General features: G+C 73.8%; 13 protein-coding genes and 1 pseudogene. 4 read left to right on the forward strand and 10 right to left on the reverse strand.

What is annotated here, in order from left to right:
- Nucleotides 1-26: 26 nt before the first annotated feature.
- The 4 genes from ACGH7X_RS35885 to ACGH7X_RS35900 form a co-directional block, all read right to left on the reverse strand.
- A complete protein-coding gene (locus tag ACGH7X_RS35885) occupies nt 27-1058 on the reverse strand; it encodes an SDR family oxidoreductase (RefSeq protein WP_399893688.1) in 1032 nt (343 codons plus the stop codon).
- A gap of 296 nt (nt 1059-1354) precedes the next feature.
- Entirely contained in the window at nt 1355-2554 is a 1200-nt protein-coding gene (locus ACGH7X_RS35890; RefSeq protein WP_399893690.1) for an aromatic acid exporter family protein, read from the reverse strand.
- A 61-nt stretch (nt 2555-2615) separates the two neighbouring features.
- Nucleotides 2616-3272, reverse strand: coding sequence for an HAD family hydrolase (locus tag ACGH7X_RS35895; RefSeq protein WP_399893693.1), 657 nt, complete (start codon nt 3270-3272; stop codon nt 2616-2618).
- Between the two features lie 45 nt (nt 3273-3317).
- Entirely contained in the window at nt 3318-4349 is a 1032-nt protein-coding gene (locus tag ACGH7X_RS35900; RefSeq protein WP_399893696.1) for a PHP domain-containing protein, read from the reverse strand.
- A gap of 118 nt (nt 4350-4467) precedes the next feature.
- On the opposite strand from ACGH7X_RS35900, the gene ACGH7X_RS35905 reads away from it, so the two are divergent.
- The gene (locus tag ACGH7X_RS35905) at nt 4468-4704 is read left to right on the forward strand and encodes a hypothetical protein (RefSeq protein WP_399893699.1); all 237 of its coding nucleotides are present in this window, start codon (nt 4468-4470) and stop codon (nt 4702-4704) included.
- A gap of 51 nt (nt 4705-4755) precedes the next feature.
- Here ACGH7X_RS35905 and ACGH7X_RS35910 read toward each other — a convergent pair whose 3' ends face one another.
- Together ACGH7X_RS35910 and ACGH7X_RS35915 are read right to left on the reverse strand one after the other, a co-directional pair.
- Entirely contained in the window at nt 4756-6006 is a 1251-nt protein-coding gene (locus ACGH7X_RS35910; RefSeq protein WP_399893701.1) for a ricin-type beta-trefoil lectin domain protein, read from the reverse strand.
- A 127-nt stretch (nt 6007-6133) separates the two neighbouring features.
- Nucleotides 6134-6682, reverse strand: a complete 549-nt coding sequence (locus tag ACGH7X_RS35915) for a VanZ family protein (RefSeq protein WP_399893704.1) — start codon at nt 6680-6682, stop codon at nt 6134-6136.
- 181 nt (nt 6683-6863) lie between these two features.
- On the opposite strand from ACGH7X_RS35915, the pseudogene ACGH7X_RS35920 reads away from it, so the two are divergent.
- A pseudogene (locus ACGH7X_RS35920) lies at nt 6864-7544 on the forward strand (NADH-quinone oxidoreductase subunit D); the annotation flags it as partial.
- Between the two features lie 27 nt (nt 7545-7571).
- Here the strand turns inward: ACGH7X_RS35920 and ACGH7X_RS35925 are convergent.
- Entirely contained in the window at nt 7572-8255 is a 684-nt protein-coding gene (locus tag ACGH7X_RS35925; RefSeq protein ID WP_399893707.1) for a DUF4230 domain-containing protein, read from the reverse strand.
- A 109-nt stretch (nt 8256-8364) separates the two neighbouring features.
- The gene (gene otr(A), locus ACGH7X_RS35930) at nt 8365-10233 is read right to left on the reverse strand and encodes a tetracycline resistance ribosomal protection protein Otr(A) (protein WP_399893710.1); all 1869 of its coding nucleotides are present in this window, start codon (nt 10231-10233) and stop codon (nt 8365-8367) included.
- Between the two features lie 210 nt (nt 10234-10443).
- Between otr(A) and ACGH7X_RS35935 the strand changes: the two genes are divergently transcribed.
- Entirely contained in the window at nt 10444-11397 is a 954-nt protein-coding gene (locus ACGH7X_RS35935) for a ribose-phosphate diphosphokinase (RefSeq protein ID WP_399893712.1), read from the forward strand.
- Here the strand turns inward: ACGH7X_RS35935 and ACGH7X_RS35940 are convergent.
- The gene (locus ACGH7X_RS35940; protein WP_399893715.1) at nt 11363-11749 is read right to left on the reverse strand and encodes an anti-sigma factor antagonist; all 387 of its coding nucleotides are present in this window, start codon (nt 11747-11749) and stop codon (nt 11363-11365) included. The genes ACGH7X_RS35935 and ACGH7X_RS35940 overlap by 35 nt on opposite strands.
- A 153-nt stretch (nt 11750-11902) precedes the next feature.
- Nucleotides 11903-12844 carry an NADP-dependent oxidoreductase gene (locus ACGH7X_RS35945; RefSeq protein ID WP_399893718.1) on the reverse strand — a complete coding sequence of 314 codons (942 nt, stop codon included), beginning with the start codon at nt 12842-12844 and terminating at the stop codon, nt 11903-11905.
- 394 nt (nt 12845-13238) lie between these two features.
- On the opposite strand from ACGH7X_RS35945, the gene ACGH7X_RS35950 reads away from it, so the two are divergent.
- The gene (locus ACGH7X_RS35950) at nt 13239-15056 is read left to right on the forward strand and encodes an ATP-binding protein (RefSeq protein WP_399893720.1); all 1818 of its coding nucleotides are present in this window, start codon (nt 13239-13241) and stop codon (nt 15054-15056) included.
- Nucleotides 15057-15059 lie beyond the last annotated feature (3 nt).

The following is a 15059-nucleotide window of genomic DNA, read 5'->3' on the forward strand; positions in this document are numbered from 1 at the left end:
GGGCGTGGGGCGGGCAGTCCCCGCGCTCAGCCGACCTTGCGCCCCCGCATGGGCTCCGTGTCCGCCCCCGCGCCCTGCCGGAGGCCCCGCAGGAACTCCTCCAGCACCTCGGTGGCCGTACGCGTCGGGCGCCAGCCCAGCTCCACCCGTGCCCGGGTGCAGTCCATGAGCGGCAGTCGCAGCACCGCGTCGAACAGGTGCGGGGAGGCAGGCAGCAGCCGCAGCCCCCACGCGGCGGCGACCGCCGAGCGGGCCGCGGTCCGGGGCAGCCGCACCGGACGCGCCCCCATCAGCTCACCCAGCAGCTCGGCGTCCACCGGCGGCTCGGCGGCGAGGTTGAAGGGGCCCCGGGCGTCCTCGGAACGCACCGCCAGCCGGTACGCGTGGGCCGCGTCGTCGGTGTGCAGGGCCTGGACCCGCAGGCCGGGGACGTCCGGCAGGAAGGGGAGGAGCTCCGGACGGGCCGCCGGACCCGGCAGGAACCGTCCGCCGAAGATCCGGCGCTGCTCGCTGGCCGACTCCCGCTTGAAGAGGAAGGCCGGCCGCATCCGCACCACCCGGATCCCCGGGTGGTCGCGTTCGAAAGTGTCCAGGGCCCGTTCCAGATAGGCCTTCTCCCGGCAGTACGCGGCGTCCGGCCAGCCGTGCGTCGGCCACGACTCGTCCACCGCGTGGTCCTTGGGTCCCGGCGAGTACGCGCCGACCGACGAGGCGTGCACCAGCGCCGGCACCCCGGCCGCGGCCACCGCCTCGAAGACCCGGATGGAGCCCAGTACGTTCGTACGCCAGGTCGTCGCCGGGTCGTGCGTCGGCTGGAACGCCCAGGCCAGATGGATCACGGCGTCGGCGCCCGCGAAGTGGGCGCTCAGGTCGGTGCGGTCCGAGGCCAGGTCGACCGCGGCCCACTCCGTCTTCGGGGGCGACCACCCGGGAATCCGCCGGGCCAGTCCCCGCACTGAGCCCACCTGCGGGTCCTCGGAGAGAAGGCGCACCACACTGGTCCCCACGTTGCCGGTGGCGCCCGTGACGACGATCCTGCTGCCCGTTGCGCTGCTCACCCTGTGCTCCTCTCGGCGGCTCGGCCGTGCGGACAGCACCGGGTACCCACCGCTCGGGGGAGGCACGCAAGGAGAAGCCCCGACCGCGACGGGGGAATCACGGCCGGGGCGGCTTGGGGTGGATACGGATGGCGGTCGCCTCTCGGCGGGGGGCTCCACAGGGCTTCAGCCGAACGATCTTCCCTGTGGGCTATAGGTGAGGCCCGGGGACACTGTTCCATCCGCACCCACGTTCTGTTCAACGGAGAAGCCCCCGCCGGTGTTCCACCCTCTGTCGCGTTTTGGGGTGATGTGGGTCACTGCTCCGTGGGCTCGCCCCGCTCGGGCACGATCTCGGCCCACAGGTTCTCCGCCTGGAGCAGCAGGGTGCCGAGAACCGCCGTCCGCGCGGCTCCCCGCCCTGCGTGTTCCCGCAGCCCGAGCTGCAACCGCCGGTGCAGCTCCTCCATCGTCACCTCGGTCGCCCGCTCCGGGCTCGCCTTCGCGGCCTCGCCCACCAGCCGGCTCGCCTCGACGTGGCAGGCGTCGCCGATCTGCCGCAGCAGGCGCGCGTACAGGTCGAGGGCCGGGCCATCGGGCGAAACGGGCGTCCGGTGCTCGTCGGCAGCCACCGCCAGCGTCCGGGTCAACGCGGTGATGTTCCCGGTGACCCGGCTCCACCGCTGGTCCTCGTCCTCGGGCGGTACCACGGTGGGCCCGCGGTGCAGCCGGCGCAGCGGGCCGGAGGTCAGACGCAGGCTCTCCCTGCTCCAGGACCGGGCCGAGTACAGCGCGTCCAGCCGCCGCTGGAGCCGGGCGGCGTCGCTCGACCAGCCGGCCGCGCTCTGCGCGTCCCACTCGGTCCCTCGCAGGTCGTCGGCCACGGAGTGCAGGAGGTCGCCCGCCTCCCGGGCCAGCGCGGCGAGGTTCTCCCGGATGTCGCGCAGATGGACCGGCGGCAGCACGAAGGCGTTGACCGCGACGCCGATGAACGCGCCGAGCGCTGCCTGCCCCACCCGGTGGCCGACCGCGGAGGCCGACACCGCCGTGCCGGAGGCCAGGACGAACACCGCGGTGGTGGCCGTGTAGATGCCCTGTTGGCCGAAGCGGGACCAGTTCGCCATCAGCATCAGCACCGGCAGGGACAGTGCCAGCGCCCCCGTGGTGTCATCCGTGATCGCCTGCGCCACCGACGCCACCAGGGCCCCGGCGCAGATCGCCGCGAACTGCTGCCCGGCCTGCCGCACCGAGCTGTACACGGTGGCCTGGACGAGGACCAGCGCCACCCAGGGCGCCATCAACGCCAGCGGATCGCCCAGCCACACGCCCGCCACGGCCCAGGCGATCAGCGCCGCGCCCGCCGCCTTCAGCGACTGCACGACCAGGTCGCGTTCCCGTCCGGGCCCCCGCCAGGCGGCGCGGACGGCCCGTCCGACGGCGCACATCTCCCACCACACCGCGGCCACGGGCCGCCGTCCCCGGAGTGCTTCCCGGAGCCTGTGTGTCGCAGCGGTCATGCGGTGCCGGGCGTCCGCGTGACCGGCGGACCCGTCTCGAAGCGGGGTACGAACCGGCGGCTCATGCGAACGGGCTCCGTTCGAGGCAGGCCAGCAGGTCGGCCGGGTCGGCGTAGACCGCCGCCGCGCCCGCCTCCTCCAGGTCGGCACGCGGCAGACCGCCGCACAGCACGCCCACGCAGCGCACCCCGGCCCGGCTGCCCGCCCGCATGTCCCACACGGTGTCGCCGACGAAGACGGCCCGCCCGGCCGGCACCCCGGCAAGTTCCAGGGCGTGCTCGACCGGCTCCGGTGCCGGCTTGCCCGCGTCCACGTCGTCGGCGCTCGCGGTGGCGGCGATCGCGTCGTCCGCGTCGATCGCCCGCCGCAGCGCACCCAGCTCCGGGCCGCCCGCCGAGGTGGCGAGGACCACCTTCCAGCCGTCGCCGGCCAGGCGGCGCAGCAGCTCCCCGGCGTCCGGCAGCGCCGGCAGACGGTCGAAGTACTGTCCGTACAGTGCCTTGTGCGCGGCGCTCAGCTCCGCGTCCTGGTTCCGGTCCCGGTCCTCGCCCAGCAGGTGCCCGACGAGGTCGCCGGAGGCGAGCCCCACGGCCCGGTGGACGGCGTGCATCGGCACCCGGTGCCCGGCCTGCCTGAAGGCCTCCCACCAGGTCGTCACATGCAGGTGATTGGTGTCGACGAGGGTCCCGTCGACGTCGAACACGGCCGCCCGTTCCATGCACTGTTCCTTTCCTGGTCCGAGGCTCGGCGGACGGGTACCACGTCAGCGGCCCGCCACTCCGGACGGAGTACGGCCCTGACGGGTCCAGGCCAGCAGCTCGTCCAGGGTCCAAGTGGTGACCACGCGCTCCGGGGGCACCCCGCACTCCTCGGCCCGCGCGCACCCGTGGATCTGCCAGTCCAGCTGGCCGGGCGCGTGCGCGTCGGTGTCGACGGAGAACAGCACACCCGCCGCCACCGCCCGGCGCAGCAGCCGCCGCGGTGGGTCGAGCCGCTCCGGGCGGCTGTTGATCTCCACGGCGGTGCCGGACTCGGCGCAGGCGGCGAACACCTCGTCCGCGTCGAACTCCGACTCCGGCCGCCCCCGCCCGGTCAGCAGCCGCCCGGTGCAGTGCCCCAGGACGTCCGCGTGCGGATCACGGACGGCGGCCACCATGCGGCGGGTCATCGAGCGCGCGTCCATCCGCAGCTTGGAGTGCACCGACACGACCACCACGTCGAGCCGCTCCAGCAGCTCCGGGTCCTGGTCGAGCGAGCCGTCGTCGAGGATGTCGCACTCGATCCCGGTCAGCAGCCGGAACGGCGCCCAGGTGGCGTTCAGTTCCGCCACCACGTCCAGCTGCTCGCGCAGCCGCTCGGGGGAGAGACCGCGGGCCACCGTCAGCCGCGGCGAGTGGTCGGTCAGCGCCGCCCACTCGTGCCCGAGCGCCGCCGCGGTCCGGCCCATCTCCTCGATCGGGCTGCCGCCGTCGGACCAGTCCGAATGCAGGTGGCAGTCGCCGCGCAGCTGCTCCCGCAGCCGCTCACCGCCCCGGGCGAGCGGGGTGTCCGCCTCGCCCTCCAGCCTCTCCAGATAGCCCGGCACCTCTCCGGCCAGCGCCTCGCGCGCCACCTGCGCCGTCTTGGGCCCGACACCCTTGAGCGACTCCAGCGAACCGGCCCGTTCCCGCAGCTCGGCGGCCGAAAGACCGCCGAGCACCCCGGCCGCGGTGCGGAAGGCGCGGACGCGGTACGTCGGCGCCTGGGCCCGCTCCAGGAGGAACGCGATCCGCTCCAGCGCTTCGACGGGGTCCATGGGCACCTCCTCCTTCGGCACCTCCAGGGTTCCCCAGCGCCGTGCGGACCGCACCACGGGCCGAGCGGTGCGAGCGGTGACGTGCCGGGTGCCGCGGGTGACGGCCTACCCTCTAGGCATGACCGAAATCGACAGCCCGCACATCGGCAGTCCGCGGATCCTCGTGCTCCGGGTGCAGCCGGGCACGCCCCCGTTCCGGATCGTGGAGATCGACGGCCAGGTGGTCGGCGAGGCCAAGGCCGTCACCGACGTGCTGGAGGCCGCCGCGGCCTTCGGCATCACGGTCCACGACCTGGACGACCCGGACGTCGTCCGCTGGGTGGGCGGGGACAAGTTCACCTGGACGCTGCACTAGGACCAGGAGGGGCACCGGGCCGGCCGGCGGCCGGTGCCCCGCCCGGGTGGCTCAGCCGACCGTCCACTTCTGGTTGGCGGCGCCCGTGCAGGTCCAGATCTGCAGCCGGGTGCCGTTGGCCGAGTTGTTTCCGGTGACGTCGAGGCACTTGTCGGCCTGGGGATTGACGATGTCGCGCGCGGCGGTGACGACCCATCGCTGGGCGGCGCTGCCGTTGCAGTCCCACAGCTGGACGACCGTGCCGTCCGCCGTGCCGCCGGCGTTGACGTCCAGGCACTTGCCGAGCGCGCGGACGGTGCCGTCGGAGCCCACCGTCCACTGCTGGGCGGCGGTGCCGTTGCAGTCGTAGAGCTGTACGGGGGTGCCGTTGGCGGTGTTCGCCGCGGCGACGTCCACGCACTTGCCGGCCAGGCCCCGGATCGCGCCGCCGCCCGACGAGTCGCCCGTCGTCACCGAGACGTGGTCCACGACGAGGGTCTGCGGGAAGACCGTGGAGCCGTCCGGGTCGCCGGGCCAGTAGCCGCCGACCGCCAGGTTCAGGATCAGGAAGTACGGCTTGTTGAACACCCACTGCCTGCCGCCCAGGTCGGCCGGGGTGCGCCGCTGGTAGACGTTGCCGTCCACCGACCAGGTGATCGAGTCGGGTGCCCAGTCGACGGCGAAGGTGTGGAAGGCGTCCGCGAAGGCCTGACCGCCCGGCAGGCTGTAGCCGGCGCCGATGCCGCCCGAGCCGGAGTACCCGGGACCGTGGATGGTGCCGTGCACGGTGGAGGGTTCGAAGCCGACGTTCTCCATGATGTCGATCTCGCCGGAGTCCGGCCAGTTCACCGGGGTGCCGAGCATCCAGAACGCCGGCCACATGCCCTGCCCGCGCGGCACCTTCATCCGCGCCTCGACGTGTCCGTACTGCGCGGTGAACTTCCCCGAGGTGTTGAGCCGGGCCGAGGTGTACTGGCAGGTGCCGTACCAGCACTGGTAGTTGGCCGGGTTCTCCCTGCGGGCCGTGATGACCAGGTGGCCCTGGCCGTCCAGGGCCGCGTTCTTGTTGCCGGAGGTGTAGTACTGCCGTTCGTGGTTGTTGACGTTGTCACCGGTCTCGATCTGCCACTTCGAGGAGTCGACGGCCGCACCGGCCGGGCCGTCGAAGGTGTCGGAGAACGTCACGGCGGCGGCCGAGGCGTCGGCGACCCGGGCGGTGGTGTCGGGTTCCGCCTGGGCGGGTCCGGTCACGAGGGACGCGGCCAGACCGGCGGACAGGGTGGCGGCGAGGAGACATCTGCGGAGCAGGCGTGGGCGGGCCACGGCTCTCCCTTCCGTACGGTGCTCCGCTGGGGAGCACCGACCGAGGTGGGGGTGGGGGTGTCGCCTCTTTATTCAAGTAGTGAGATAAGGGGCGGTCAATACCTTGGTACGGACCAGCTGCCGGCACTCACGCACGCGCCCTGCGCGCGTGCACCGCACGGCTCATCCGCCGGCCCAGAAGCAGGTAACCGAGCAGCGCGCCCGTGGTGTTGAGGATGACGTCGTCGATGTCGAAGGCCCGCCCGGTGACCAGGGCGCCCTGCGCGAACTCCACCAGCAGCATCACGACGGCCGTCAGCAGCAGCACCCGCAGCAGCCCGCGGGTACGCGGCGCGACGACCGGGACCAGTACGCCGAACGGCACCCCCAGCAGGATGTTCCCGCCGATCTGCTTGACGGCGTCACGCAACGCGGGCTGGTCCAGATAGGCCTTCAGCGAGCGGCCGGGATGCATGTTGGTGTGGGTGAGCGCCTCCGACGCGGGGGAGGGGTGCAGGGTCAGCCGCGCCAGCACCACCGCGAACGCCACCATGAAGACGAACGCGCAGCACGTCGCCAGCAGCCGCAACGGCAGGGCGAGCGGGCGCCGTTCGCGCCGGTCGTCGTTCTCCGTCCTCGCCTTCGCGGCGCGGGGGCGTGACAGGAAACTGCGCGGCCCTGAGGCGGCACGAGCCATTTCGGTCCTCCAGTCGTCAACTTCCCCGCGTGGTAGCGCGGTTACCCGCCGAACCGCCGAGGATGCCCCGGCGGTCCACGCAACCGTCCCTCCCCGCCCCCGGTTTTCGCCCGACCGTCCGGGGCACTCCGGCCACGGAGCCACCGCGCGCCGCCGTCGGCCACCACCCGCGCGGTGCTTGGAGCACGTCCTGCACGGCCGCGCGCGCCCTCTGCGCGGCGTCGCCGTGATGGTCGTCGTCGGCGCGCTGGGCCTGGCGGGGCTGCCGCCGTTCGGCACGGGGCTCGGCAAGTCCGTCGCCGAGGAGGCGGTGGGCGGCCCGCTCACCGTGCTCTACGTCCTGGCGAGCGCGGTGACCGCGGCGGCCGTGCTGCGCGTCGCGGCACGGGTGTTCCTGGGCCTCGGGCCGACGCCGAGGGACGCCGACGGTCAGGGCGTGGCCGACCCGTACGAGACGACCGGTTCGGGGGAGGAGCCCGAGACCCGGCAGCGGCTCGGCCGCGTTCCCGACACCATGACGGCCGTCCCGGCCCTCCTGCTCGCCGGGGCCCTCGCCGCCGGCGCGGTGCCCGGCTTCGGCGACGCGGTGGCCCACGCCATGAGCGGGGCCACCACCACCGGGCTCGTCCACACCTCGGTGCGCTGGACACTCCTGGGCGTCGGCCTGGGGCTGCTGTCGACCGTCCTGGCCGTGGCGCTGGCCGCGATCGCCGTCACCCGCCCGAGGCCGCCAGCCGCGCCGGGCTGGGCGGCTGCTCTGCGGCGGCTCCAGTCCGGGCACGTCGGCGACTACGTGGCATGGCTGCTGGTGGGCACCACCGTGCTGGGTGTGCTGGCCCTGCCGTCGGTCCTGCCGGGCTGAGCGCGGCGGTGCCCCACGGGCGGGACTTCACGTCCCGTACGTCACCCGCACCTCCTCGAAGCCGAGGGAATTCAGCAGCCCCCGGAGCATCGCCGTGGTGTTGCTCTCGGCCCGGACCTTCAGCTCGCTGTCCTTCGCCGCGTCGCCGATGTGCCGGGCCGCGAGCTTCTGCACGGCCTGCTCGCCGTTCGGGTTGTCCGAGAACAGGTCGCCGAGGCGGTCGAGCAGCCCGCGCTGCTTGGAGACCGCGTAGGAGCGGTCGGGATCGAGGGCCGGCTCGCCGAGCGCCGCGTGCGGCAGCCGCAGTGTGGCCGAGGTCCGCTCGCCGTCGACCCTCACGTCGTCCTCGCCCAGCTTCCCGAGGTCGACGAAGGCGTCGACCGTGCCCGCCCCGACGTACAGGGTGCGGGTGCCGCGGATCGTGTCGGGCAGGAACTTCGCGTCCTTCTCCAGGTCCACGACGACCTGGAAGTTGCCGGAGGCGGCCTCGTAACGGCTGATGTCCTGGATCGACTTGAGCAGCGCGGGCCCCGAACGGTCCTGGGTCTCGGAGCCGAACAGGTCCTTGAGACCCGGCAGGACGCTCAGCCGGAGCCCCGCGAACAGCACGACGAGCACCAGCACCACCGCGGTCAGCGCCTTCGCCCAGCCCGGCATGCGCCTCGCGGGCTTCTCGACGGGACTCGTGGGCCTCTTGACGGGAGTCGTCATGGCGACGGCCCTCCTTCCTACTGACCCGGATGCCCGCCATCTCCCGTGCCAGACGCAGCAGTTGTCGGCCGGTCACGGGGGACGAGGGCATGCGGGGGCGCACGGCGGCTCAGTGCCCCGGCTTCAGCGGACGGTCCGCGGACGGGCGCGAGGACCACACCGCCTCCCCGCGCGTGAGCCCCGGCAGCCGGAGCTCGGCCTCCCGCACCCGCCGGGCCGGCAGCTCGCCGGTGACGATCCAGGCCGGGTCGCCGCCCGTCGTACCGGTGAAGTCCGCGCCCAGCGAGGCCAGCAGAGCCGTCACGGCCGCCAGTGTGTCCGCCGGGACCTCCGCCTCGAAGGCCTGGTACGGCTCGTACAGCACGGTCCCGGCCCGGGCGAGGGCACGGCGCAGCACGATCCGGGTCAGCCCGCGGAAGTCGGCGGCCGTGCTCAGCGGCGAGCTGAAGCCGGAGCGGATGAGCGTGACGCGGTAGTCGGTGACCGCGGCACCGGCCGGACCGGTCAGCAGCGTGGCGTGCACCGTCTCCTCGATCGCCTGGTGGAAGGCGCGGGGCAGCGCGCCGAGTTCCGTCTCGTACGCGAAGACCCCGCCCGAGCCGCGCGGGCCCGGCTCCACGCGCAGCCCGATCGTCGCCCAGTACCGGGTGTGGTCGAGCCACGGCATCTCCTCCGCGGCCTCGCCGGTGCCGTCCGGGCGCTCCAGGAACCGGACGCGGCCCGGCTCGAACTCCGCCTCGATACCGAAGTCCTCGGCCAGCGTCGCCGCGAGGACCTCCATCTGGACCTCGCCGTACAGGAGCAGGGTGGTGGCGCCGGACGCCGCCGGGCGGGCGTGCAGCAGCGGATCCTGGTCGGCCAGCGCCAGCAGGGCGGAGCGCAGCGGCGCCGCCTGCTCCGGGCGCACCGCCCGGACCAGGGTCTGCAGGGTCGGCGGCGCGAACTGCGGCGCCCGGTCGCTCAGGCCGCCGAGCCGGTCGCCGACGCGCAGGCCGCCGGGGACGGCGAGCGCGGCGATGTTCCCGGCCGTGAGCGTGGCGTCGCCGCCGACGACGTCGAGGCGCGTCACCCGGCCGCAGACCTCGGTGGTCCGCCCGTCGGACTCGCGCCGCAGGAACGTCAGCCGCCGCCGCGGGCGCACCTCACCGTCGTACAGCCGCAGGTACGCCGTGCGCTCACCGGCGGGCCCGGGGCGGACGGCGAAGACCGTGCCGCGCGGTGCCTCGGCGCCGGCCGTGGCGGGCGCCGCGGCCGGGACCAGCCGTACCAGGCCCTCCACCAGCTCCGCGACGCCCTGGCCGCCGAGGGCGGAGCCGTGGAACAGCGGGTGGAAGGAGCCGTCGGCGGTCCGGGCGGCGAGGGCGGCGCCCAGCTCCGCCGCGGTCGGCTCGGGGCCGTCCACCAGCGCGGCCAGGATGTCCGGGTCGACCTCGGCCAGGGCCTCGGCGGTCCGCCCGTCCGGCGGACGGCGGGTGACCCGGGCGTGCGCGGTACCGGCGCCCGTCACCTCGGTCAGCGGTGCGACGTGCGGCGTCAGCAGGCGCCGCACGTCGCCGAGCAGGCCGTCGGTGCGGGCTCCCGCCCGGTCGATCTTGTTGACGAACACGAGCGTGGGCAGCCGCAGCCGCCGAAGAGTGCGCATGAGGACGCGGGTCCGCGCCTGCACGCCCTCCACGGCGGACAGCAGCAGCACCGCGCCGTCGAGCACCTCCAGGGCGCGCTCGACCTCCGCGACGAAGTCGGAGTGCCCCGGGGTGTCGATCAGGTTGACCCGGGTGTCGCCGACGGTGAAGGCGGCGACGGCGGAGCGGATGGTGATGCCGCGGCGGCGCTCGATGCCGCCGTCGTCGGTACGGGTGTCGCCGGCGTCGACGCTGCCGAGCCGGTCGACGGCGCCGTGGTCGAACAGGAGCCGTTCGGTGAGGCTGGTCTTACCGGCGTCGACGTGGGCCAGAATGCCGATGTTCAGGGTGTGCATGCGTGGACGAGTCCTCGAGAACCGTGGGCCGGAAGGGGCACTGGGTGATTCCGAGGAGTCGGCGCATGCGAGGATCCTGACGTGAGGGGACCCGGGTGAGACCCGAGGGGGGCGGACGGCGCCATCATGGCGCGCGACCCCGGGAGCGGCGCAACAGGATTTCCGTAGGCTGGGGATCCCGGCCGGACAGGATCACGCGAGGAGCGGTCCGTGCGAGACATCGCCGTGTTCAGCGGTAGTGCCCACCCCGAGCTGGCCGAGGAGGTCTGCGCCCAGCTGGGCGTGCCGCTCAGCCCCACCCGGGTGAGCCGGTTCGCCAACGACTGCCTGGAGGTCCAGCTGATGGCCAACTGCCGGGAGCGGGACGTCTTCCTCGTCCAGCCCCTGGTCAAGCCGGTCCAGGAGCACCTCGTCGAGCTGCTGATGATGTGCGACGCGGCCCGCGGGGCGTCGGCCGGCCGCATCACCGTCGTCATGCCGCACTACTCCTACGCCCGCTCCGACAAGAAGGACGCCCCGCGCATCTCGCTGGGCGGGCGCCTGGTCGCCGACCTGCTGGTGGCGGCGGGCGCGAGCCGGGTCCTCGCCATGACCCTGCACTCGCCCCAGGTGCACGGCTTCTTCTCCGTCCCGGTCGACCACCTGCACGCGCTGCGTGAACTGGCCGCGCACTTCCGGCAGTACGACCTCTCCCGCACCACGGTCGTCTCACCCGACCTGGGCAACGCCAAGGAGGCCGCGGCGTTCGCCCGGATGCTCGGCGCCCAGGTGGCGGCCGGGGCGAAACAGCGGTACGCCGACGACCGGGTCAGCATCAGCGCCGTGATCGGGGACGTCGCCGGGCGCGACGTCATCGTCCTCGACGACGAGATCGCCAAGGGCAGCACGGTGCTGGAACTCCTGGACCGGCTGCGGGAGGCGGGCCCGCGCAGCATCCGCCTCGCCTGTACGCACGGGTTGTTCGCGGCCGGTGCGCTGGGGCGGCTGAGCGAGCAGCCGGACGTCCTGGAGATCGTGTGCACCAACACCGTGCCGGTGCCGGCCGACGACCACACGGACAAGCTGCGGATCCTGTCCATCGCCCCCGCGCTCGCCGAGGCCGTACGCCGCATCCACAACGGCGAGTCGGTCAGCGCCCTGTTCGACGCCCGGCCGGCCGGCTGACGCCGAGGGCCTCGTCCAGGGTCGGCAGCGGCGGCAGCAGCCGGGCCAGGCCGGTGATCCGCAGCATGCGCAGGGTCAGCGGGTGGGCGCACACCAGGTGCACCTGCCCGCCCTGGTCCAGCACCCGGCTGCGGGCCCGGTACAGCAGCCGCAGCCCGGAGCAGTCGAAGAACTCGATCCCACCGAGGTCCAGCACGATCCGGGCGCCGGGCCGCTCCGTCTCCCGGTCCAGGTGCGGGACGATCTCCGCGGCCGAGGCGATGTCGATCTCGCCCCGGAACTCCAGCACCGTGTGGCCCCGATGACGGCGCACCCGCAGATGCCGGGTGGACGACGCGGATTCCTGCCGCACGAACCTTGCCTCCAGCCTGTTCCGGCCTGCTTCCGGGGGCTCAACTACCCAGTCCGCTCGAAAAGTTACCCCGAACGAGCGAGTTTGAGCATGTTCGATTGACATATGTCATCGAAATCTCAGAGCCGGGGCCCACGGGCCCGCCGCGGCCGGTCAGTCGACCACGAGGACGAGCTTGCCCGTGGTGCGGCCCCGCTCGCCGAGCTCGTGTGCCCGCGCCGCCTCGGCCAGCGGGAACGTCCGCTCGACCGAGGCCCGCAGCTTCCCCGCCTCCACCAGGCCGGCGATCTCCTCCATGCCGGCCCGGTCGGCGTCGACCAGCATCCGCACCGCCCGTACGCCGAGCCGGTCGGCCTCCTCGTAGAACTCGTCCGACCCGACCGGCAGGATCGACACCACCACCCCGCCCGGGCGCAGCACGCGCAGGGACCGCAGGGACGTGTCGCCGCCGATCGTGTCCAGGACGACGTCGACGTCCTTCACGGCCTCGGCGAAGTCCGTCTCCCGGTAGTCCACGGTCTCGTCCGCCCCGAGGGAGCGCAGGAACTCGTGCTTGCCCGCGCTGGCCGTGCCGATCACATGGGCACCTCGCGCCTTGGCGATCTGCACCGCCACATGGCCCACACCGCCGGCCGCCGCGTGGATCAGCACCCGCTGCCCCGGCCGTACGTCCGCCCGCTCCACCAGGGCCTGCCACGCCGTCAGCGAGACCAGGGGAAGCGCACCCGCCTGCACGTGGTCGACGCCGGCCGGCTTGTGGGTGAAGGTGCGGGCCGGCGCGGTGACGTACTCCGCGTGGGAGCCGTGGCCGAAGGGGTAGGACAACATGCCGAAGACCTCGTCCCCGGGCCGGAAGGCGGCGACGCCGATCCCCACCGCCTCCACCGTGCCCGACACGTCCCAGCCCAGCACGAAGGGCGGCTCGCCGAGGAAGCCCCCGTTGGCCCGGTGCTTCCAGTCGGTCGGGTTCACCCCGGCGGCACGCACCCGCACCAGCACCTCGTTCGGGCGCGGCTCGGGGCGCTCGGGCCGCACCTCCTTCAGGACCTCGGGACCGCCGAGGACGTCCTGGCCGATGGCGCGCATGGTGTTCATCGAGACCTCGCAACTCGGGGAGGGGGCGGGAGGCACGGTCTGCAACCGCCGACGAGATGGTGCCATTCCCCGGGCCGCCCCGCACCCGGGGCGAGGCACTCGGGGGACGGCCTCAACTTGCCCGGGAGGCAAGGAGATTCGCGAACCCCGGAACGCTCGTGGGGTCGTGACGGAATCCTCACTTCCGCCGGGCTGGGAAATTGATCTTTTAGGCTTCCCAACCGATAAGCTCCCCAACGGCGCTGCGAGTTGACGCGATCGCGACGGGTCGACTCACAGTGCGTGTCATGAGTGCGCCCTCCCCCCTGGCACACCCCTGCCTTGCGCACTCCTGCCTTGCACACCCTGCTTGCAGACTCCCCCCTGTTCGATCGTCTTGCTTCGAAGGATGCAGATGGAACTCGCCACTCCGCCACCGGCGGCGCGGGCCCCTGTCGCCTGGTACAGCTGGTGGCTGATGCCACTGGGCCTGGGAGGCGGGACGGTGGCCGCCACGTTCATGAGCTCGGAGCGAATAACCGTGGCCGTCGCCGGTGCGGCGGCCACCGCGGCCGGGACCGTGTGCGTGCGCCTCCTCCTGCGCACCCGCGCCCAGCTGGGCCGGGCCGAGAACGCCCACAGCTCCGCGCGCGCCGAGAACTCCCAGCAGTGGCAGCAGCACGTGGCCGGCCTGGAACGCAAGTTCTCCGCCGAGCGCGCCGCCCTGGACGCACAGCTCACCGAGCAGGCCCAGACCTACGAGGCACAGCTGACGGAACACTCCCGGGCCTACGAGGACCGGCTCGCCGAGCAGGCCACGGCCTACGAGAGCCGCCTCGCCGAGCGGACCGGGGCCTGGCAGGAGCAGCTGGGCCACCAGCTGGCCGCGGTGTCCCGGCTCGCCGACGAGCAGCTGCCCGACGCGATGCGCAGACTGCGCGCCGGCGACGCCATCGACGACATCCTGCCGACCGTCGAGCAGTGCGCGAAGGTCGGCGCCGACCTCCAGGCCGAGCTGCGCAAGGTCCTCAGGACCGCGCTGATCGGCGTCGAGGCCCAGTTCGACCGCTCGACCTCCGCGGAACAGGCCGTCATCAGCGTCGGCAACCGCATCCACGTCCTGACCAGCAAACTCCGCGGCCGCCTGCACGAGCTGCAGGGCGAGCACGGACGGCTGCCGGCCGTCGCCCGGGGCCTGATGGAGCTGGACCAGGCCATCGGCCCCGCCGACTGCCTCGCCGCCAGCATCGGCGTGCTCGGCGGCTCCGACCGCCCCGGCCGGCAGTGGCAGGAACCGCAGCGGCTGCTGAGCGTGATGCGCGGCGGCATCGGCCGGATCAAGGACTTCCACCGCGTCCAGCTGCGCCATCTGCCCGAACTCGGCGTCGACGGCGGCCTGGTGGACCATCTCACGCTGATCTTCGCCCACCTGCTGGACAACGCCGCCCGCTACTCGCCACCCACCGAGCCGGTCGTCGTCTCCGGCAAGGAGGTCCCCAACGGCGTCGGCATCGAGATCCAGGACTCCGGCAAGGGGCTGAGCGAGGAGAAGAAGCGCGAGGCCGAACACGCCCTCGCGGGCACCTCACCGGGCGTGGGACTCGGCGGCATCTCGGAGGACGCCAACATCGGCCTGCGCGTCGTCGGCGCCCTCGCCCGCCGCTACGGCATCCGCGTCACCTTCGCCGACTCGCCGTGGCTGGGCACCTCCGTCGTGGTCGTCGTGCCCCACAAGTACTTCAGCCCGCTGCCCGCGGCCCCCACGGCGGCGGCGCCGGAAACCCCGCCCGCCTCCTCGGAGACCCCGCTCGACGCCGCCGCTCCCTCGGCCGTCGCCGCCGCGGACCCCGGGCCGGTCGCCGTCGCGGCCCGCACGGGTGACGACGGCGTGGAGACCACCCCCGGCGGCCTGCCCCGCCGTCGCAGCAGGCGCGCCGAACCGTCCGCCGGGCAGGCCCCGGCCCCCGCCACCGCCGGGCACGCCGAGCGGCCCGGCCCGGCCGAACGGGCCTCCGTGGCCGCCGTACCGCCGGACGCGTCCTTCGCCGGTCTCGCCGCCTTCGCCACCGCCGGACGCGATCCCGGTGCCGGGACCGCTCCGGTGACCGGCGCGGCGACGGGCGCCGTGACGGGCGCCGTGACGGGGGTCTCCCCGCCGCCGGAGGCCGCCGGAACCCGTGAAACGACCACCGGTGGCGCGTCCACCGAGCACCGCACTGAAGAGAGCGACTAGTCC

It is taken from the genome of Streptomyces sp. BBFR51 (genome assembly GCF_044591655.1).
In the GTDB taxonomy this organism is placed as follows: Bacteria; Actinomycetota; Actinomycetes; order Streptomycetales; family Streptomycetaceae; genus Streptomyces.

What these genes read in the sequence shown, in the direction of transcription:
- ACGH7X_RS35890 (WP_399893690.1), bottom strand. Translation starts at nt 2,554, where the DNA reads ATGACCGCTGCGACACACAGGCTCCGGGAAGCACTCCGGGGACGGCGG.
- ACGH7X_RS35895 (WP_399893693.1), bottom strand. Translation starts at nt 3,272, where the DNA reads ATGGAACGGGCGGCCGTGTTCGACGTCGACGGGACCCTCGTCGACACC.
- ACGH7X_RS35900 (WP_399893696.1), bottom strand. Translation starts at nt 4,349, where the DNA reads ATGGACCCCGTCGAAGCGCTGGAGCGGATCGCGTTCCTCCTGGAGCGG.
- ACGH7X_RS35905 (WP_399893699.1), top strand. Translation starts at nt 4,468, where the DNA reads ATGACCGAAATCGACAGCCCGCACATCGGCAGTCCGCGGATCCTCGTG.
- ACGH7X_RS35915 (WP_399893704.1), bottom strand. Translation starts at nt 6,682, where the DNA reads ATGGCTCGTGCCGCCTCAGGGCCGCGCAGTTTCCTGTCACGCCCCCGC.
- ACGH7X_RS35925 (WP_399893707.1), bottom strand. Translation starts at nt 8,255, where the DNA reads ATGACGACTCCCGTCAAGAGGCCCACGAGTCCCGTCGAGAAGCCCGCG.
- ACGH7X_RS35945 (WP_399893718.1), bottom strand. Translation starts at nt 12,844, where the DNA reads ATGAACACCATGCGCGCCATCGGCCAGGACGTCCTCGGCGGTCCCGAG.
- ACGH7X_RS35950 (WP_399893720.1), top strand. Translation starts at nt 13,239, where the DNA reads ATGGAACTCGCCACTCCGCCACCGGCGGCGCGGGCCCCTGTCGCCTGG.